This is a genomic window from Vibrio bathopelagicus, assembly GCF_014879975.1.
Lineage (GTDB): Bacteria > Pseudomonadota > Gammaproteobacteria > Enterobacterales > Vibrionaceae > Vibrio > Vibrio bathopelagicus.
In genome coordinates this window covers 2,290,262-2,309,909 of record NZ_CP062500.1, presented here as the reverse complement: position 1 = coordinate 2,309,909, position 19,648 = coordinate 2,290,262, and the positions used below count along the sequence as shown (strand labels likewise).

Here is a 19,648-nt window from a genome sequence, read left to right as displayed (position 1 = left end):
TGTCTCGTCGTTCGTTAGGCGTGTGCAGCAAGCTTTTGTACAAGCTCGTACGCTTTGCCAGAGTTCATCGCGTCAATCGCTTGTTGTGCGTTGGCCTTTAGGTCTTCATGCCCAAACAGACGCATCAGTAGAGCAACGTTGACTGCCACTGCGCCAACTTGAGCATCTGTGCCTTTACCCGTCAGGATATCTGTTGTGATGGCTTTGTTCTCTTCTGGCTCACCGCCCTTGATTGCTTCAATAGGGTGAGTGTTCAAACCAAAGTCAGCTGGTGTCACTGTGTACTCGTGAATTTTGCCATCTTTAATTTCAGCAACGATTGTTTCGCCATGAATCGCCACTTCATCAAGGCCGCTACCGTGCACAACGGCAGCACGCTTCATACCCATTTGCAGCATGGTTTCCGCGATAGGGCGTACTAGCTCTTTGCTGTAAACACCCATTAACTCGATGTTAGGGCGAGCAGGGTTAATCAATGGGCCAAGGATGTTGAAGATAGTGCGTGTTTTCATTGTTTGACGAACAGGCATCGCGTGACGTACACCGACGTGATATTGCGGAGCAAATAGGAATGCTACGCCAAGTTCGTCTACTGCAGTACGTGTGTCTTCTGCCGTCATCGCTAAGTTAATGCCGAACGAATCCAATAAGTCAGAAGAGCCTGATTTGCTCGATACGCTGCGATTACCGTGCTTAGCTATTTTTAAACCACACGCTGCTGCTACAAATGCAGAAGTTGTAGAAATGTTGATGGTGTCATGACCGTCGCCACCTGTACCTACGATGTCAGCGAAATCGTAATCAGGGCGTGGGAACGGGTTTGCATTGGCAAGCAGTGCTTTTGCCGCACCAGCGATTTCATCGGGCGTTTCGCCTTTGATTTTCAGTGCAGTCAGTGCAGAAGCCATCAGGATTGGGTCTAGTTCACCCTTGATGATGACATCAAACAGTTGTTGGCTTTCTTCTTGAGTAAGAGACTGCTGTTCGTAAAGTTTATTAATCTGTTCCATGATCTTGTCCTATTTCTCGTTCTTCTCAAGGGTAGAGCTTTCCTCTAGATGAAGAGGTTTCTCAAGAGCCCATTCGATCGCGTTCGCAAGAAGCGTTGCACCGTAGGTCGTCATAATTGATTCAGGGTGGAATTGGAATCCACACACCTTGTCTTGTTCTTGAACCACAGACATCACCAAATCATCGACTTCAGCTGTCACTGTTAGGCTATCGGATACATGCGTTGCCACCAAAGAGTGGTAGCGAGCAATAGCCAGTGGCGAAGGTAAGCCTTGGTAAGTCGCATGGTTTTGGTGTTCCATCATCGACACCTTACCATGAATGATTTCGCCTGCGCCTGCAACGGTGCCACCATAGGCTTCAACAATCGCTTGGTGACCTAAGCAAATACCAATCATTGGTACTTTGCCTTTTAGCAGCTGAATCAGTTCTGGCATGCAACCCGCGTCGGCAGGAGCGCCAGGACCTGGCGAAAGCAGTGCAACAGGGTTGTCTAGTTCGTTGATCGCAGCTTCAACAACCTTTGCAGGAATGTTGTTACGATAAATCTTTACGCTGTGACCTAATGAACGGAACTGGTCAACAAGGTTGTAGGTGAACGAGTCGAAGTTATCGATGAATACAATATCAGCCATGATTACGACTCCTTCTTGTTTGATGCGTGTTTATTTGACGACAAGCTCTTGGTATGTGCTGCTTGAATCGCAGAGATAACCGCTTGTGCTTTGCCGCGAGTTTCGTCAGCTTCGGCTTGTGGGTCTGAATCGAATACCACGCCAGCGCCCGCTTGTACCTGTGCTACGCCATCTTCAACGTAAGCAGAGCGAATCACGATACAAGTATCTAACGTGCCTTCACCCGTTAGGTAACCCACCGCACCACCATAGCTACCACGACGAGTTTTTTCTACGTCACGGATAAGCTGCATTGCGCGGATTTTTGGTGCGCCCGTTAGCGTACCCATGTTCATACAAGCTTGGTAAGCGTGTAGGGCATCTAAGTCTTCACGTAGCTGACCAACAACACGAGAAACCAAGTGCATCACATGGCTGTAGCGGTCAACTTTCAGCAGGTCCGCTACGTGGCGAGTCCCTGCTTCGGCAATACGTGCCACATCGTTACGTGCTAGATCTACAAGCATCATGTGTTCAGCGTTTTCTTTCTTGTCGGTACGTAGCTCAAGCTCGATACGGCTATCGAGGTCGAAATCGATTTGACCGTCTGGGCGTTTTCCGCGACGACGAGTACCAGCAATTGGGTAAATTTCGATTTGGTTGGTTTCGGTTTCGTACTTCAGCGCGCTTTCTGGAGATGCACCAAACAAAGTAAATAGCTCATCTTGCATGTAGAACATGTAAGGGCTTGGGTTACTTTGCTTGAGTTCTTTGTAAGCTGCCAGTGGAGCAGGGCAAGGCAGTGTGAAGCGACGTGAAGGTACGACTTGGAATACATCGCCTTTTACTACGAATTCCTTTAGGTCACGGACCGTTTGGCAGAAGTCTTCATCTGAAACGCTTGGTACCGCGTCAACGTTGTTGAGCGGCGTTACTTCTGTGATGGCTTTCAGTGATTGACACTGTGTTTGAATATCAGCTAGGCGCTCTGTTAATTGCGCTTTAATGCTTTCATTTTGAGTGAACAAACTTGCGTGAAGCAGGCCTTCGTTCTCTTGGTGGTCGAAACGCAATAGTGTCTCGGCTACGTAGAATACAAAGTCAGGGCAGTTGTTGGTTGCTTCAGCATCGCCTAGCGGTTCAAAGTTCGCCACGATGTCGTAAGCGAATAGGCCAGCCATGAATAACGCGTGTTTGTTATCCGCGTCTTGCTCAAAGCTGTGTTGAACCAAACGCAGTGCATCGAATGAAGACGCCTCTCTTAAACGTGAGTCTTCGTCTAATTCGTTGCTTGGCTCGACAAAAGTCAACGTCAATACGTTATCCGTAAGGTCAGATTTGATCTCTGTTTTAACGTTTTGAGCTAGGTGTTCGATTAGCGCTTGACCATTTTGAGTCAACGCTTGAAAGGTTACTTCATGTCCGCGACATACGATGCGAACAGCAGAGTCGATAAGGAGTAGGCTTGTCAGGTTCTGTTTAGATTCAATCTCAGCAGATTCCAACAACAGACTGTCTGTTTTGTTTTCACACAGAGTATGAAAAACACTGGTTGGATCTTGCGAGTAAGGAACGGAAGAATTGATGACCTCAATGGTTCCCAGCTTTTTGATTTCAATGGCCTTGTTCACAAGACCTCCTTTATGATTCTTTAAATTTCCTGCCGTACATAGTCGCATAAAGATACCGTTCACCCAATCTAGAATATGGTCAATTCGTTGATTTGTTAGTCAGTTGAATGTGAGATGTTCGACAAATTAAAAAGCCCGCTATTAAAGCGGGCTTAGTGATAACTTTTTTATAAACAAACTGTTTAATTAGAAGTACACGTTGGCCCACCAAGAACTTGTCCAAGTGCGCCACCAATTAAGCTCTGAACTTGCTTCTACTGAAGAAAGTTCTAAAACTTTATCTTTATGGTTTTGGTTAAATTCTTGTAACATAGTGAACCTATCAAATGTGATACTTCGTATTTGTGTACTAGTTAACTAGTTTTACGCTTGCAGGTCAAGTGCGCTGACACAAATATAACGATAAAAATTGAAAACAATGAAAAAGAATATATGAGAATTGATCTACATAGTCATACAACAGCCTCAGATGGCCGACTTACTCCACCTGAACTGATTGACCGAGCGTTAGGCTTTAATATCGAAGCGTTAGCGATTACAGATCATGATACGACTGATGGGCTTGCAGAAGCACGCCGCTATATTGCTGATAACAACCTTCCTATTCAGTTGATTAACGGCATCGAAATCTCAACCGTTTGGCAAAACAAAGATATCCATATTGTTGGGCTAAACGTCGATCCTGAATCTCCAGAATTGAAAGCATTAATTGAACAACAAAAGCTTCATCGTATTGGGCGTGCTGAGATGATTGCTCAACGACTCGAGAAAGCGACCCGTGAAGGCGTTTTGGAAGAGGTTAAGTTGATTGCTGGCGATGCACCGATCACTCGCGCTCACTTCGCCAAATGGTTAGTCGACAACGGCTACGCCAAAACCATGCAACAGGTGTTTAAAAAGTTTCTTACGCGCAACAATCCAGGTTATGTGCCGCCAACATGGTGCTCAATGAGTGATGCTGTAACGGCTATTCATGCGGCTGGTGGTCAAGCGGTATTGGCTCACCCTGCGCGATATGGCCTTACAGCCAAGTGGGTTAAACGTCTGCTCGCTGCGTTTGTTGAAGCAAATGGTGACGCTATGGAAGTGGCTCAACCTCAGCAAGCTCAACAAGAAAGACGCACACTTGCGGATTATGCTATACAATACAAACTATTAGCCTCCCAAGGCAGCGACTTCCATTATCCATCCCCATGGATGGAACTTGGACGTAATCTCTGGCTACCTTCTGGGGTCGAAGAAGTATGGAAAGATTGGGAGTTTCAAACGGTTTCACCATCTGAATAGTCTTTAGGTGAACCAGCTCCTTCTGATGATAGAGTCGAGAGATTCGATAACGAGGATCAACAATGAGCCAGTTTTTTTATGTACATCCAGATAACCCACAAGCGCGCCTAATTACTCAAGCGGTTGCAATTATTCGCAATGGCGGTGTTGTGGTTTATCCAACAGATTCAGGTTATGCACTGGGTTGTCAGCTTGAGAATAAACAAGCACTCGAACGCATCTGTAAAATTCGTCGAATAGATGATAAGCACAATTTCACTTTGTTATGCCGTGATCTTTCTGAGTTGTCACTGTATGCACGAGTAGATAACGTGGCTTTCCGTCTGCTTAAGGCACATACGCCAGGTGCTTATACGTTTATTTTCAAAGCGACCAAAGAAGTGCCAAAGCGTTTGATGAACGCTAAGCGTAAAACGATCGGTATTCGTGTACCAGACAACAAAATTGCCCTAGACCTTCTAGAAGCAATGGGCGAGCCTTTGATGTCGACCTCGTTAATCCTACCGGGTAATGAGACAACTGAATCGGATCCTGAAGAAATTCGCGACAGCCTAGAGCATGCGGTTGATGTCATTTTGAATGGCGGCTACTTAGGTGAGCAACCTACTACGGTTATTGACTTCAGTGACGATGACGCGGTTGTTTTACGTCGTGGTGCCGGTGATCCAGCGCCGTTTGAATAATAGCGTTACTGATTAACAGTCTGTAACGAAACAGCAAACCTGCCAAAGTAAATAACAAGTGCTTTTTGGCAGGTTATTTGCGATAATACGCGACCGCGATTTAGTCGCGAAAAAATTCATTCGACGTCTGTGAAGACGACAATTAGGTAGAAAAGAGTAAATGAGCGAAAAATTACAGAAGGTTTTAGCGCGAGCTGGTCACGGTTCTCGTCGTGAACTAGAAGGTTTAATCAAATCTGGTCGTGTAAGTGTTAACGGTCAAGTTGCGAAATTGGGTGAGCGTCTTGAAGACGAGAACTCAGTGATCCGTATCGATGGCCACACTATTACAGGCAAAGCCTCTGAAGAAGTGGTTTGTCGTGTACTTGCTTACTACAAACCGGAAGGTGAGCTTTGTACTCGTCACGATCCTGAAGGTCGCCGTACTGTTTTCGATCGTCTACCTAAGATCCGTGGTTCTCGTTGGATTTCAGTTGGTCGTCTTGATGCAAACACATCAGGCCTACTGTTGTTCACAACCGATGGTGAACTAGCAAACCGCCTAATGCACCCAAGCCGTCAGGTTGAGCGTGAGTACCTAGTACGTGTATTTGGTGAAGTAACCGAGCAAAAAGTTAAGAACGTGACTCGTGGCGTTCAACTTGAAGATGGTATGGCTCGTTTCGAAGATGTGGTTTACGCTGGCGGTGAAGGTATGAACCATACTTTCTACGTAGCAATTAACGAAGGTCGTAACCGTGAGGTTCGTCGTCTTTGGGAATCACAAGAAACAACAGTAAGCCGTCTGAAACGTGTACGTTACGGTGATATCTACCTTGATAAGAAACTGCCTCGTGGCGGTTGGAAAGAGCTAGATCTTCAAGAAGTAAACTACTTGCGTGAGCTTGTAGAACTTCAGCCAGAAAAAGAGACATTGTTGGATCTTGATCCTGCAAACACTTCTCGTAAGCGTGAGCGTTCTCGTAGCCAGAAAATTCGTCGTGCTGTTAAGCGTCATGAAGAGCGTGCAAATGCTCCTAAAGGTCGTAGCAACCAGACTAAGCGTAAGAAGCCTGCAACTCGCGGTACTACAACACCTGATTCAGGCCGTAGTGCTCCAGCGACTAATGGCAAACCTCAGGCGACTAAAAAGCCTAAACTGAACAACGGACGCCCGGCTAAACCGGCTAAGCCAAGATCACGTAAATAATTACGTGGCTTTTGAAGCTTAATCCAATGTTTCGAATACAAAAAAACCTGCTAACTTAGCAGGTTTTTTTATGTCTTGAATATGGCGCAGTTCAAACCATGTGGAAGTGCTTAACTAAGTAGAAGTGAGTTAACTAGCTAGAAGCGCTCAACCAGCTCGGCTGACTCGCTACGATTGGTATTAGGTCACTTTCAAATGATTAGAAAAGTTATCACCCTTTGCCATGCGGTCATACAAAATAACATTGACCGCGGCAGCAAGGTTCATGCAGCCATTAGTCGGAACGTAGATGGTTTCACGACAGAAGTCCGTGATCTCTTTTTTCAGAGTCCCATCTTCAGGGCCGAAGATATAAAAAGCACGAGGTGGGTGCTTATAATCAGGCAGAGGCTTAGCGCCTTCTATCAAATCAACCGCGATTGGTACGCAGCCAACAGGAATAATGTCTTTCAGGTCTTCAACACCAATTAATGGCAATTCAAGGTGTTTTTCTTTGGTGTCGGTATGAAACTGTCGAGCGTGGTCATAACGGGTGCCAGTATAAAATACAGAGTTTGCTCCGTAGCAACCAGCCGCTCGCATTACTGAGCCAACATTTTCAGGGGTTTTGGGGTTTACTAATCCAACACAGGCATAGCCTTTGGATAGGGTATCTGTCTTTGCTTTGGTCATAATTTTGTAGAGTTGCAGTTTGGTAAAGTGATGAGGCTATGAAGTCGTAAGAAAACCAGCTCAGTACTCTGAGCTGGTTTAAGAAGAGCCTAGTCGCGTTTCCACAACATGTGACAGAACTTGTGTTCAGGGTCACGGCTGATCAGTAGACGAGCGAAAACGTCATCTAAGACATCATCAGCTTCATTTACAAGACCAATGCGTACTTCAGCGTAGATCTCTTTGTCGACTTCAAAGCCAACATGTTCAACCCAATCGTCACCAGTTTCAACAAGTTCTGCAGCGCCACGATCTTCAAACTGAGCCGTGAATAGGATCACGTCTGCTGGTTCAAGGTTATCAGCCGCCATCTCTAGAAAGATGTCGTATGCAGTGTCAATTGCGTCGTCGTAAGACATTAGGTCGTTAGCTTCGGTCATAATCAGTATCTTAGCTTGCGCGGTTCATGTATTTACGTTCAGCTGTGTTCACAACAACTTTGTCGCCAGTTGCAATGTACTCAGGCACTTGAACAGTAAGGCCAGTAGACAGACGAGCTGGCTTAGTACGGGCTGAAGCAGATGCACCTTTGATTGAAGGGTCTGTTTCTTCGATCACTAGCTCAACTGAAGTTGGTAGTTCAAGCGTCGCTGCAGTACCGTCGATAAGAATCGCGTACATACCTTGGGTATCTTCGTTGATGAACAGCAGTTCGTCTTCGATCATTTCACCGTTGAAGATGAATTGTGTGTAATCTTCGTTATCCATGAAGATGTACTCGTTGCCATCAACGTAAGAGAACATCACTGCACGCTTAGTTACGTCGATAGTTTCAACGATTTCGTCAGCCTTGTGACGAACTTCTGTTTTAACACCAGTTGCTACATCGTGACCACGGAAGCGGTAAATCTTTTGACCGCCACGGCCACCTGGTGTTGTTACTTCGATATCTTTAACTAGTACTGTTTTGCCATCAACATTGATCGCAAAACCTTTTTTAATCTCACTTGCTCTAGGCATTTTGTGTTTGTCCTTATTGGGTCTATCCGGTGATTATATCTCGTAGACGCTATAAATAGGAATAGCTTGAATCATAAAGTCACCTAAGCGATCATAGAGAGACAGTTAAATCATTATTTTATTTACCGAAACGACCTATGCAGCTACCTGTTATTGACCCAACACAGCCATTTCAACCTGAATTTCAACCTGTGGTTAACGATCTGATTACCTTTCTAAAAGGTGGGTTAGGTTCTAATCTACATAGTGTCTATGTTTATGGCAGTGTGGCACGTAAGCAAGCCGTTGTCGGTCGTTCGAATCTAGATGTGGTTGTGGTTACCCATCGTCCTTTCCCAGATCAACGAACCACGCTGCTGAATAGCATCAAATGGCGCTTCCAAAAAAGCTTCCCTCAGGTCACACAAGTGGCGATCAAAACCACCTTGGTAAGCGAGATCGTTGATTTTGACAACATCTTTACGTGGGGCTTCATGCTCAAGCATTTAGCCGTGTGTGTGTATGGTGAAGACTTATCAGACTGCTATGGTGATTTCGAAACGAGTTGGGAAATTGCCAAGCACTGGAATATGGATGCGGAAAACTGGTTAGCGGTTTATCGTAATAAGATTGCCCGAGCAACAACGCCAGAACAGCAAGTCGCCGCGCAGGTGATTATTGCCAAGAAGCTTCTGCGAGCCAGCTACTCTTTGATCATGTACCGAGACAAGAACTGGTTCGATGCGCCTATGGAGTGCGGTCAACAGTTCTTAAGATATCATCCGGAGAAAGAAGTCGAGATTCAAAGGTTGGGGATTCTACTGTCTGGACGAGCGATTCCAAAACGTTCAGTGATAGGGATTCTTGATGGCTTTGGTGAATGGCTGGTTAAGCAGTATCAGAAAACTGAGTTTCGAATCGGGTAGGGCTTCGTAAGCTATCCATTGATATGAAAAAGCAGAGCGAGCTAAGTACTCCTCTGCTTTTTTTTATTTTGATGTCTGGCTCGAGTTTTAATCGAGATCTCGAGTCTAATATCGCCTAGAAAAGAGAATTAAATCTAGAACAGGCCTAACTGTTGCCCGCTGACTCTTTCAAAATCTAACCCTATAAATGGCAGAATCGCTTCTGCGACTGGTTTAATCTGCTTGTCGATGTAATGTTGATAATCGATGCCACTCTTCAAGTACTCCTTGGGCTCAGGGCCACTCAGCGTAATCAAATATTCAATACGCCCTTTGTTTTGGTATTGAAGCGGGCGACCAAGCTGGGCATTGATTTCGTCGGCTAATCTAGCAGCGCGAACCTGTGGCGGAATGTTCTTTTGGTATTCATGCAACTTACGGCGCAAGCGCTTTTGATAAACCAGTAGGTCATCGTGTTTGCCCGCGGATGTTTCATCGACAAACTGTCTAACATAATCACTTGGATCTTGGTCGTGAAAGACCATCTCATACAAGGTTTGTTGGAACTGTTGTGCGAGGGGCGTCCAATCAGTTCGCGCGCTTTCAAGGCCTTTAAAAATGATCTTCTCTTGGTCACCTTGATTGATTAGACCTGCATAACGTTTCTTCGATCCTGTCTCAGAGCCTCGAATGGTCGGCATTAGAAACTTGCGGTAATGGGTCTCGTATTCCAATTCAAGTATCGAGGTGAGGTTGTAGACCTCTTTCAGGTGATTCGTCCACCAGTCGTTAATGTAAGCGACAAGGGAGTGACCAATCTCGTCCGCTTGCTCTTGCTCATAGCTGCCATTGAGAGACACGAAGGTTGAATCGGTGTCCCCGTAGATCACTTGATACCCTTTATCTTCTATCAGAACCTTGGTTTGCTTCATGATCTCATGCCCGCGCATGGTGATAGAGGATGCCAAACGTGTATCAAAGAAACGACAACCAGAAGAACCAAGCACGCCATAGAAAGAGTTCATGATGATCTTAATCGCCTGAGAAAAAGCTTTCTCGTTATTTTCCTTTGCGACATCACGCGCTGCCCAGAGATTTTCGATCATCTCTGGTAGAAAGTGCTTAGATCGGTGGAATTGACCACCACGAAACCCAGCCACCGCTTGGTCTTCTTCTGAGCCTAACTCTAACTTTAGCCCTTCAATTAGTCCCATTGGGTCAATCAAGAAAGAGCGAATTATCGATGGGTACAGGCTTTTAAAGTCGAGCACCAACACAGAGTCATAAAGGTTAGGAATTGAATCCATTACATAGCCACCGGGGCTAGCTATCCAGTTTTCAGGCTCTAAGTTCGGTGCGACGTAACCTGCTCGGTGTATCTGAGGCATGTATAAATTGGTAAAGGCGGCAACAGAGCCACCAACACGATCAAGTTCAACACCAGTTAAGCGAGAGCGTTCAATAGCAAAATCGAGTAGGTGAGTGTGTTCAAATATACGGTTTACTAGCACGCAGTCTTGAAGGTTGTACTTGGCCAGTGAAGGTTTATCGAACTTAAACATTCGATTGATTTCATCCATACGGTCATGAACGTTATGGATGTCTTTGCCTTCGCCGAGTAGCTCTTGAGATACCGATTCAAGAGACCAAGAGCGGAAGTGGTAGGTCGCTGTCTTGAGCATGTCGATGCCATCCAACACAACACGGCCTGGGATAGTGATAAAGCCTTGCTGGTTTTGTGCAGAACTACGGAAAAAGCTTGGTTGATTGTCTCTACCGATGCTGAGCTTCACTTCGTTCCATTCTGAACGTTTGTGCAGCAGCCTGAAGTCGAAATCAATGACATTCCAACCGATGATAATGTCTGGGTCAAACTCGGAAAACCACGTAATCATGGCTTCAAGCAGCGCTTTCTCGTTGGCAACCCATTGGATATTGGTGTCTGCTTCTTGTGGTTCACCGACCATGATCACTCGGCTGTCCATTGGACTGTCTAGGCCGATGGAGTAAAGCACTCCTTTTTCTGAACACTCAATATCAAGCGAAACCACTGACAAGTTTGGCAAGTAATCGCCAGCTCGACATTTTGCGTTCGAAACTCTGAGGTGCTGTTTTTTTTGAGTGATAGCACCTGTGAATTCGATGCTGCCTTTGATAAAGCGTTCCATTAAGAAACGATCGGCCAGTCGAATATCACTTTCAAAGGTTTGGATCTCTTCACCGTTAAAGGCTTGAGCTAACCCGAAGCTGCTTCTTGATAACGAGGTGTAGCAAGCGGCTAAAGGGGTTTGATCAAATGTTGCTAGCCCTAAAGGCTTAAACTGACAATCTATGGCTTCTTTATTGGCAATAAATTGGCACGTTTCGATATCAGATTGAGCAACAAAAAAGACAGGTTTTTCGTTTTGAATAGTCAGTAGTGTCGGGCCTTTAGGGGTGCTTAACCACAAGTCGATTTGCGTGCGCCCTGAAAAGTCTCGCGCCTGTCTTGTGAGTACAAAGCCTTGCTGAATATCCAATGTAGTAACCTATTGAAATGGAGAGCGGAATACTACCATCTAGCGCCACATCACGCACAACAGCAAACGAAAATAGTCTCTATATTTTGCGAATTGGAGAAGAATAACGGGACTTAATAAGCAAAAAAGTGAAATTGTAATGAATCGAGATTCAATGGTATTGAAAATGTCTTTATCTTGTGTAATTTTATTGGGTGTTGTTTTAACTAGTTGATTTTTACCTAAAGCTTGTTGTTTTAGTTGGCTTATTTATAAATAAGTCCTTGCTAAAGTTAGTGTTTCGACACATATTCAACAGAGATTTAATTTAGTAATTGAGTTAAGATATACACAATGCTGCGACCCACTGTTTCTTTGTTCAATTGTTTCAAACAGATGAAGATTTACGGTGGTTGCAGAGCCAATTAATAGTGTGGAGATACAAGATTTGATAAATGTTTTCCTTGTAGATGATCACGAGCTGGTTCGCACAGGGATACGACGTATTATTGAAGACGTCCGTGGAATGAACGTAGCAGGGGAAGCTGAAAGCGGTGAAGATGCTGCAAAATGGTGTCGTACTAATAATACTGACGTTATTTTGATGGATATGAATATGCCTGGTATTGGTGGCTTAGAAGCAACCAAGAAAATCCTGCGTTTCAACCCTGATATTAAAATCATCGTTTTAACGGTGCATACGGAAAATCCGTTTCCAACTAAAGTGATGCAAGCTGGAGCTGCTGGTTACCTTACTAAAGGTGCAGGTCCGGACGAGATGGTAAATGCAATTCGAGTGGTTAATAGTGGCCAACGATACATTTCACCAGAAATTGCGCAGCAGATGGCTTTGAGCCAATTCTCGCCTGCGTCTGAAAATCCATTCGCCGATCTATCTGAACGTGAGCTTCAAATCATGATGATGATTACTAAAGGTCAGAAAGTGACGGATATTTCAGAACAACTCAATCTAAGCCCTAAAACAGTTAACAGCTACCGCTACCGACTGTTCAGTAAACTAGACATCAGCGGTGATGTAGAGCTTACGCATTTAGCGATTAGACATGGAATGTTAGATACTGAGACCCTTTAACTCTGAGATCTTATAGTGACCAACTTGTTTGACTCAGTCTCATTCCTTAAGACAGTAACAGAACAGCCCGGCGTTTATCGTATGTATAACGCCGAGGCTGTTGTTATCTACGTCGGTAAAGCTAAGAACCTCAAAAAACGCCTTTCCAGTTATTTCCGTAAAAAAGTCGACAGTGAAAAAACACGTGCTTTAGTCAGCAATATCGACAAAATCGATGTCACTGTAACGCATACGGAAACAGAAGCTCTTATCCTTGAGCACAACTACATCAAGCAGTACCTACCGAAATACAACGTACTTCTGCGCGATGATAAGTCGTATCCCTATATTTTTATTAGCGGTCACAAGCATCCTCGCTTATCGATGCATCGTGGTGCTAAGAAGAAAAAGGGTGAATACTTTGGTCCTTATCCCGACTCTGGCGCTGTGCGTGAGACGCTACACCTAATACAAAAGATTTTTCCTGCTCGCCAGTGTGAAGACACGGTTTATGCGAACAGAACACGCCCGTGCTTGATGTACCAGATTGGTCGTTGTGCTGCGCCTTGTGTTAGCTCCATTATCTCTGATGAAGAGTACAGCGAGCTTATCGACTATGTTCGTTTGTTCCTGCAAGGAAAAGACAAGCTCGTCCTTGAGACGCTTATCGACAAGATGGACAAGGCAAGCCGAGAGCTTCGCTTTGAGCAAGCTGCTGCTTTCCGCGATCAAATCCAAGCAATTCGACGTGTACAAGAACAGCAGTACGTATCTGACGATTCTATGGAAGATATGGACGTGCTCGGATTTGCCCAAGAGAATGGCGTTGCTTGTATTCATATCTTGATGATCCGCCAAGGCAAAGTTTTGGGTAGTCGAAGTCATTTCCCTAAAATTCCTAACAATACGGTGCGAGAAGAGGTCTTTTCGAGCTTTTTAAGTCAATATTATTTGGCGCATAATGAAGCAAGAACTATCCCAACGCGTTTGATTCTTAATGCCGATTTGATGGAAGATGTCACACCGATTCAAGAAGCTTTGTGTGAAGTTGCAGGTCGTAAGATTCACTTCAATACTAATCCTTCTGGTACTCGTGGGCGTTACCTCAAATTGTCGAATACCAACGCACTGACGGCAATTACCACCAAGATTAATCATAGGATGACTATCAATCAGCGCTTCAAAGAGCTTCAAGAAGTGTTGTCGATGGATGCGATTAAACGCATGGAATGTTTCGACATCAGCCATACCATGGGTGAAAGCACGATAGCGTCTTGTGTGGTGTTCAATCAGGAAGGCCCCGTTAAGCCCGAATACCGTCGTTACAACATCACAGGTATCACTGGAGGCGATGACTACGCAGCGATGGCTCAGGCCCTTGAGAGAAGGTATTCCAAGCAACTTGATGTCGATAAGATCCCAGACATCATCTTTATCGATGGGGGTAAGGGGCAACTGAATCGAGCTCACGAGATTGTTTCTCAATATTGGGGTGATTGGCCATTTAGACCAAGAATGATGGGTATAGCGAAAGGTGTGACTCGTAAGCCGGGTTTAGAAACCTTAGTTACCCTTGAAGGTGAGGAATTTAACTTACCAAGCGATGCACCAGCGTTGCACCTTATCCAACATATCCGTGATGAAAGTCATAATCACGCGATAGCAGGGCACAGAGCGAAACGAGGTAAAACTCGCCGAACCAGCGCTTTGGAAGGAATTGAAGGGGTCGGACCGAAACGTCGTCAATCTTTGCTTAAATATATGGGTGGCTTACAAGAACTTAAGCGTGCAACTGTCGAAGAAATAGCCAAAGTGCCGGGCATTAGTCATTCTTTGGCAGAAAACATTTATCAAGCATTGAAACAATAGTAAAAATCCCGCACCATTGAAGCGCAATTGATAAGAGCCTAATAATATGCGTTTGAATATACCTAACATTTTGTCCTTACTGAGACTATTTTTAATCCCAGTATTCGTTGTTGTTTTTTACCTACCTTATGAATGGGCTCCTTTTGCTGCTGCAATGGTGTTTTGGGTAGCGGGTTTTACTGACTGGCTAGATGGCATGCTGGCACGTAAACTCGGGCAAACGTCTCGCTTCGGTGCCTTTATTGACCCTGTAGCGGATAAAGTGCTGGTTGCTACGGCTCTTATCTTGATGACTGAGCATTACCATTCGATTTGGATAACTATTCCAGCGGTGACCATGATTGCTCGTGAGATTATCATTTCAGCGCTTCGTGAGTGGATGGCTGAAATCGGTAAACGTGCAAGCGTTGCGGTATCTTGGGTCGGTAAAGTCAAAACCGTTTCTCAGATGTTCGCTCTTTGGGTACTTATCTGGAGATACGACGACTGGATGGTGTGGGTAGGTTACATTGCACTCTATGTTGCAACCGTTCTTACTTACTGGTCAATGGCGCAATACTTGATGGCCGCCAAAGATGATTTGTTAGACGAAAAACACCATTGATGAAGAAGCGAGCTGAGGCTCGCTTTTTTGATCTTTAACCTAAGGTTAAATTATCAATAGTGGATATCTAATGTGATATAGATCTCCTTTGAATAGCCTGTTCACAAAGTGCTTTGCACACAAAGTCAGCTATTTAGCCCGTTTCGTATGAAATCTATTCAAACGAATTAAAAATACAAAAATAATATTGACTCAAACGCTCGAATCCGTAGAATGCATCCCGTACCCAAGAGGATGGCAATAAGCGATTTGATTGGAGTTACTAAGGCGCCTTGGCAGAGTGGCTATGCAGCGGATTGCAAATCCGTGGACCTCGGTTCGACTCCGGGAGGCGCCTCCATTATCTCTTTCTCTTTAGAAAGAAGAATAATGAAAATGCGATACTAGCTCAGTTGGTAGAGCGCAACCTTGCCAAGGTTGAGGTCATCGGTTCGAACCCGATGTATCGCTCCAAAATTTTGTAATGTTGATTGGCTTCGACATTAAGATGGTGTTTTACTTTTCAGTAATCGGCATCGCAATAAAGAATTGCGTGCCCTGGTGGTGGAATTGGTAGACACAAGGGATTTAAAATCCCTCGGCGTTCGCGCTGTGCCGGTTCAAGTCCGGCCCGGGGCACCATCTATTAAAGTCTACGTCTTAACGGATGTAGCAAATGCGATACTAGCTCAGTTGGTAGAGCGCAACCTTGCCAAGGTTGAGGTCATCGGTTCGAACCCGATGTATCGCTCCAAATTAAAAAGCCCGAACAGAAATGTTCGGGCTTTTTGATTTCTGCCATTCAACATTTTATTACCCCACATTTTTCCTGTTTGACTCCCGTGGTTAGACGATCGATAAAATACTGAAATTCTCATACCTTTAACTTTGTTTTAAAAGCGAGATTCCCTATGAACTCGTTCCTCGTACTAGGGAACGACGTAAATGTGGGAAGGTAACTTTCCATTCCTTTATCTGTGTAGTGAGCTTCGCTATGAACTCATGCCTCACTCTAGGGCATGAGGCAAAGACGCCACAGCCTCAAAGCCATCACTAACACCGCCTGTATACCGGCCTCGTCATCCTCGGGCATGAGGGACGAATGAACCGGGGGATCTCCTTACCTAAAGATTAAGTTGACGATATTTTCAGCAATTTGTCAGTCACCGCTCCTATTTATCAAGCTATTATTAAAAACTATTGATCGTTCATTTCACTTTATGTTACTTTCCCGCGCAATCTCGGAATGGCGATGCTCAAAAAGAGCCGTGATTGCTTCTGGGGGATACGCGTATTGACCATTCTTGCTGATTGGGACATTACGTAGGGTAGGTATCAGCTAGCCTTTAGCTGATAGACGGGATACTTATGGCGCAATTCGCCATGCTAATGGGAAACCCAACATTGAACACACTAATAACAACATTGCTAATCAGCTCTGCATTTCCAAAAGGGTCAGTTCTTCATAGCTGTCCGATACTGCACAAATGTCCAATTCTTCAAAACAGTAGCATTACTGAACCTTGAGCTCGCGCTAACCAATTTTTGCTGTCCTAAGACGGCCTAATTTCGTATTCGTCATTTGACTTATGCGAGCGTACAGCTATATCTCATTTCTAGACAATGCGCGTGTTTCACTATGAATTCTCTCTAAATCAATAGAGGGACGGTGTGCAATTGCGTCTGATGGAGGTGAGTATGAACACATTCAAGGGGACTTTTATGACGACCGCCTTTGAAGTCGATATTAATACTATCGCAAATTCATTTTCAACTATGGTTCCTATCGTAGAGGGAACTTACGACCTAACACCCGACGCTATTTTGCTTGAGCAAGAACAGCATGAGTCTGATGTTCGTTCATACCCAAGACGCCTACCGATTGCTATTAAAAGAGCATGTGGTGTTTTAGTTGAAGATACTCGTGGCCAACTCTTTCTCGATTGCTTAGCCGGTGCTGGTACACTTTCTTTGGGTTACAACCACCCTGAAATCAACCAAGCACTCAAAGACCAACTCGATTCAGGTTTGCCATACCAGACTCTTGATATCACGACTCAAGCAAAAGAGACGTTTATCAAGCGAGTTAAAGCTTTTCTCCCTCAAGACTTTTCAACGAACTCGGTTCTTCAATTCTGTGGCCCGTCTGGCGCTGATGCTGTGGAAGCCGCGATCAAGCTCGCGAAGCAAACCACAGGTCGCAACACCATGTTTGCTTTCCGTGGTGCTTACCATGGCATGACGAACGGCACCATGGGCATGATGGGTAACCTCGGCACTAAAGAACGTCGTAGCGGCTTAATGTCTGACGTACATTTCATGCCTTTCCCATACAACCTACGCTGCCCGTTTGGCATTGGTGGTGAAGCTGGTGCCAACGCAAGCATTCGTTACATCGAGCGCATGTTGAATGACGACGAATCTGGCATCATGAAACCGGCAGCCATGATCGTTGAGCCTGTACAAGGTGAGGGTGGTGTGATTCCAGCTCCAGCATCTTGGTTACAAGGTTTACGTCGCATCTGTGATGAACACGGCATCCTACTGATCTTTGATGAAATTCAGTGTGGTGTGGGTAAAACTGGTCATCGCTTTGCGTTTGAAGAGTCAGGCGTTAATCCTGATATCTTGTGCTTGTCTAAAGCGATTGGTGGCGGCCTGCCTATGTCGCTGCTTGTATTCGATAAGAGCATTGATACTTGGAAAGCGGGTGAGCACACTGGCACATTCCGTGGTAATCAGTTGGCAATGGTGTCTGGGGCTAAGGCGTTGGAAATCATCGAGCGAGATGGCTTAGTTGAGCACGCAAACATTGCAGGCCAATATTTACGTCATGGGCTCGAGAAGATTCAATCTCGCGTGAACTGTATTGCTGAAGTTCGCGGTAAAGGTTTGATGCTTGGCGCTGAGATCAAAAAAGCCAATGGAGAACTCAACAAATTTGGTGAGCCACAATCAGACGGCGAACTGACTCTTGCGATTCAACGAGCGGCGTTAGAGCGTGGCTTGATGGTCGAAAAGGGCGGTCGTGATGGTTCGGTTATTCGTTTTCTTCCACCAATGATTATCTCTTTCGAGCAGATCGACTTTGCATTGCGAGTGATGGAAGAAGCCATCATTGCTGCGGGTGGTGGTTTACAACAAGACCAAACACAAAGCGAAGAATCAAATCAGGAATGGAACAAGTATTTCATCCAGACTGGTTTAGGCGGTAGCGACGAATTCGTTAACGTGATGAACCAAACCACTCAAGCGATGAAATCCGTTTTTGAACAGGTTGAAACCCCTTATTCGGGTTTAGATCCAAAAGTGCTAGAAGCAGCCATTAATGCTGTCGACCTCGATAACAACCAACACGCTCTGGTTGATGTTGTGGATAGCACGGCAGGCTTAGTGGCAGCCAACTCTATCTTTGTGCAACACCCAGACTGTATTGCACACCTTCATACGCCTCCTCTTATGGCTTCGGTTGCCGCGGAATCGATTATCGCGGCGTTGAACCAATCAATGGATTCATGGGATCAAGCTTCCGCTGCAACGTATGTTGAACAGCGAGTGGTTGATTGGATGTGTGATAAGTACCAACTAGGCGATCAAGCCGATGGTATTTTCACCAGTGGTGGCACGCAAAGTAACCTAATGGGCTTACTGCTAGCGAGAGATTGGGTTGCCGATAAACACGATGGTCACTCAATCCAAAAGCTTGGTTTGCCAGAGTACGCGAGCAAACTGCGTATCTTATGTTCAAAGAAATCTCACTTCACGGTTCAAAAATCCGCATCTTTAATGGGATTAGGCGAAGCAGCAGTGTGCTGTGTTGATACCAATGCAAACGGCACCATCAAAGCTGACTTGTTAGAGGCAGAAGTGAAAGCACTGAAAGCACAAGGTCTGATTCCTTTTGCTGTGGTTGGTACTGCGGGCACAACTGATCATGGTGCTATTGATGACCTTGACGCGATTGCAGAAATCGCAAGCCAACAAGATCTTTGGTTCCATGTCGACAGTGCATACGGTGGCGCGCTTATCTTAAGTAGCCATAAAGCTCGTCTACAAGGCATCGAAAAAGCGGACTCAGTGAGCGTCGATTTCCACAAATTGTTCTATCAAACAATCAGCTGTGGTGCGGTGTTGCTCAAAGACAAAGCGAACTTTAAGTACCTATTGCATCACGCAGATTACTTGAATCGTGAGCACGATGAGTTGCCGAATCTGGTCGATAAGTCTATTGCGACTACCAAGCGTTTCGATGCACTGAAAGTCTTCATGACTATGCAAAGCGTTGGGCCAAAGCAACTGGGCGATATGTACGATCATCTCTTAGAGCAGACGCTTCAAGTTGCCGATCTGATTCAGAAGCATGACGATTTTGAGCTACTTGCTGAGCCGTCACTTTCGACTGTGCTGTTCCGTGCGGTACTGAACAATGAACAATCAGCAAACGGCGCTCTTGATTTAGACAAACTGAATCAAATGTTAAGACTGGAGGCGCTGACTCGTGGCGTTGCCGTTCTTGGCGAAACGGTCGTCGATGGTAAAAGCGCGCTGAAATTTACAATCTTGAACCCGTGCTTAAAGACATCAGATTTCAAATCTCTAATTAACAAAATTCAAACTCTAGCCATTGAGCTAGCAGAACAACAAGGGTAATTAATA

At 45.1% G+C, this 19,648-nt stretch carries 16 protein-coding genes, 4 tRNA genes and 1 other annotated feature; of the genes, 12 read left to right on the top strand and 8 right to left on the bottom strand.

Annotation, left to right across the window (positions count from 1 at the left end):
• Nucleotides 1-14: 14 nt before the first annotated feature.
• The 4 genes from trpD to IHV80_RS10165 all read right to left on the bottom strand — a co-directional run bounded on the left by trpD (nucleotide 15) and on the right by IHV80_RS10165 (nucleotide 3,568).
• Nucleotides 15-1,010, bottom strand: coding sequence for an anthranilate phosphoribosyltransferase (gene trpD, locus IHV80_RS10180; RefSeq protein ID WP_192888963.1), 996 nt, complete (start codon nucleotides 1,008-1,010; stop codon nucleotides 15-17).
• A 9-nt stretch (nucleotides 1,011-1,019) separates the two neighbouring features.
• Nucleotides 1,020-1,646 (bottom strand): aminodeoxychorismate/anthranilate synthase component II, encoded by a 627-nt coding sequence (locus IHV80_RS10175; RefSeq protein ID WP_192888962.1) that lies wholly within the window; start codon nucleotides 1,644-1,646, stop codon nucleotides 1,020-1,022.
• A 2-nt stretch (nucleotides 1,647-1,648) separates the two neighbouring features.
• Complete coding sequence (locus IHV80_RS10170) at nucleotides 1,649-3,256, bottom strand: anthranilate synthase component 1 (RefSeq protein WP_192888961.1); 1,608 nt, start codon at nucleotides 3,254-3,256, stop codon at nucleotides 1,649-1,651.
• Between the two features lie 125 nt (nucleotides 3,257-3,381).
• Nucleotides 3,382-3,496 (bottom strand) — a sequence feature (Trp leader region).
• Entirely contained in the window at nucleotides 3,443-3,568 is a 126-nt protein-coding gene (locus IHV80_RS10165) for a trp operon leader peptide (RefSeq protein ID WP_009848753.1), read from the bottom strand. Its footprint overlaps the feature before it by 54 nt.
• 120 nt (nucleotides 3,569-3,688) lie before the next feature.
• Here IHV80_RS10165 and rnm point away from each other — a divergent pair, with 120 nt between their 5' ends.
• From rnm to rluB, 3 genes are all read left to right on the top strand, one after another.
• Nucleotides 3,689-4,543 (top strand): RNase RNM, encoded by an 855-nt coding sequence (rnm, locus tag IHV80_RS10160; protein ID WP_192888960.1) that lies wholly within the window; start codon nucleotides 3,689-3,691, stop codon nucleotides 4,541-4,543.
• 62 nt (nucleotides 4,544-4,605) lie between these two features.
• A complete protein-coding gene (locus tag IHV80_RS10155; protein ID WP_009848751.1) occupies nucleotides 4,606-5,226 on the top strand; it encodes an L-threonylcarbamoyladenylate synthase in 621 nt (206 codons plus the stop codon).
• 160 nt (nucleotides 5,227-5,386) lie between these two features.
• Entirely contained in the window at nucleotides 5,387-6,415 is a 1,029-nt protein-coding gene (gene rluB, locus IHV80_RS10150; RefSeq protein WP_004729784.1) for a 23S rRNA pseudouridine(2605) synthase RluB, read from the top strand.
• A gap of 180 nt (nucleotides 6,416-6,595) precedes the next feature.
• On the opposite strand, the gene IHV80_RS10145 is transcribed toward rluB, so the two are convergent.
• From IHV80_RS10145 to efpL, 3 genes are all read right to left on the bottom strand, one after another.
• A complete protein-coding gene (locus IHV80_RS10145; RefSeq protein WP_004729783.1) occupies nucleotides 6,596-7,087 on the bottom strand; it encodes an RNA methyltransferase in 492 nt (163 codons plus the stop codon).
• Between the two features lie 89 nt (nucleotides 7,088-7,176).
• The gene (locus tag IHV80_RS10140) at nucleotides 7,177-7,506 is read right to left on the bottom strand and encodes an HI1450 family dsDNA-mimic protein (RefSeq protein ID WP_012604336.1); all 330 of its coding nucleotides are present in this window, start codon (nucleotides 7,504-7,506) and stop codon (nucleotides 7,177-7,179) included.
• Between the two features lie 10 nt (nucleotides 7,507-7,516).
• Nucleotides 7,517-8,086, bottom strand: coding sequence for an elongation factor P-like protein EfpL (efpL, locus tag IHV80_RS10135; RefSeq protein WP_009848748.1), 570 nt, complete (start codon nucleotides 8,084-8,086; stop codon nucleotides 7,517-7,519).
• Between the two features lie 137 nt (nucleotides 8,087-8,223).
• On the opposite strand from efpL, the gene IHV80_RS10130 reads away from it, so the two are divergent.
• On the top strand, nucleotides 8,224-8,991 hold the full coding sequence (locus IHV80_RS10130; protein ID WP_192888959.1) for a nucleotidyltransferase family protein: 768 nt from the start codon (nucleotides 8,224-8,226) through the stop codon (nucleotides 8,989-8,991).
• 134 nt (nucleotides 8,992-9,125) lie between these two features.
• On the opposite strand, the gene IHV80_RS10125 is transcribed toward IHV80_RS10130, so the two are convergent.
• The gene (locus tag IHV80_RS10125) at nucleotides 9,126-11,489 is read right to left on the bottom strand and encodes a DNA polymerase II (protein ID WP_192888958.1); all 2,364 of its coding nucleotides are present in this window, start codon (nucleotides 11,487-11,489) and stop codon (nucleotides 9,126-9,128) included.
• A gap of 427 nt (nucleotides 11,490-11,916) precedes the next feature.
• On the opposite strand from IHV80_RS10125, the gene uvrY reads away from it, so the two are divergent.
• From uvrY to IHV80_RS10085, 8 genes are all read left to right on the top strand, one after another.
• Nucleotides 11,917-12,561, top strand: coding sequence for a UvrY/SirA/GacA family response regulator transcription factor (gene uvrY / locus IHV80_RS10120; RefSeq protein WP_026084475.1), 645 nt, complete (start codon nucleotides 11,917-11,919; stop codon nucleotides 12,559-12,561).
• Nucleotides 12,562-12,576: 15 nt separating this feature from the next.
• A complete protein-coding gene (gene uvrC / locus IHV80_RS10115) occupies nucleotides 12,577-14,409 on the top strand; it encodes an excinuclease ABC subunit UvrC (protein WP_192888957.1) in 1,833 nt (610 codons plus the stop codon).
• 46 nt (nucleotides 14,410-14,455) lie between these two features.
• On the top strand, nucleotides 14,456-15,013 hold the full coding sequence (gene pgsA, locus IHV80_RS10110) for a CDP-diacylglycerol--glycerol-3-phosphate 3-phosphatidyltransferase (RefSeq protein WP_102434829.1): 558 nt from the start codon (nucleotides 14,456-14,458) through the stop codon (nucleotides 15,011-15,013).
• A gap of 266 nt (nucleotides 15,014-15,279) precedes the next feature.
• Nucleotides 15,280-15,353, top strand: a tRNA-Cys gene (locus IHV80_RS10105).
• A gap of 37 nt (nucleotides 15,354-15,390) precedes the next feature.
• Nucleotides 15,391-15,466, top strand: a tRNA-Gly gene (locus tag IHV80_RS10100).
• A gap of 81 nt (nucleotides 15,467-15,547) precedes the next feature.
• Nucleotides 15,548-15,634, top strand: a tRNA-Leu gene (locus IHV80_RS10095).
• A 36-nt stretch (nucleotides 15,635-15,670) separates the two neighbouring features.
• Nucleotides 15,671-15,746 (top strand) — tRNA-Gly (locus tag IHV80_RS10090).
• A 944-nt stretch (nucleotides 15,747-16,690) separates the two neighbouring features.
• The gene (locus tag IHV80_RS10085; RefSeq protein WP_192888956.1) at nucleotides 16,691-19,642 is read left to right on the top strand and encodes a pyridoxal phosphate-dependent class III aminotransferase; all 2,952 of its coding nucleotides are present in this window, start codon (nucleotides 16,691-16,693) and stop codon (nucleotides 19,640-19,642) included.
• The last annotated feature ends 6 nt before the right edge of the window (nucleotides 19,643-19,648 follow it).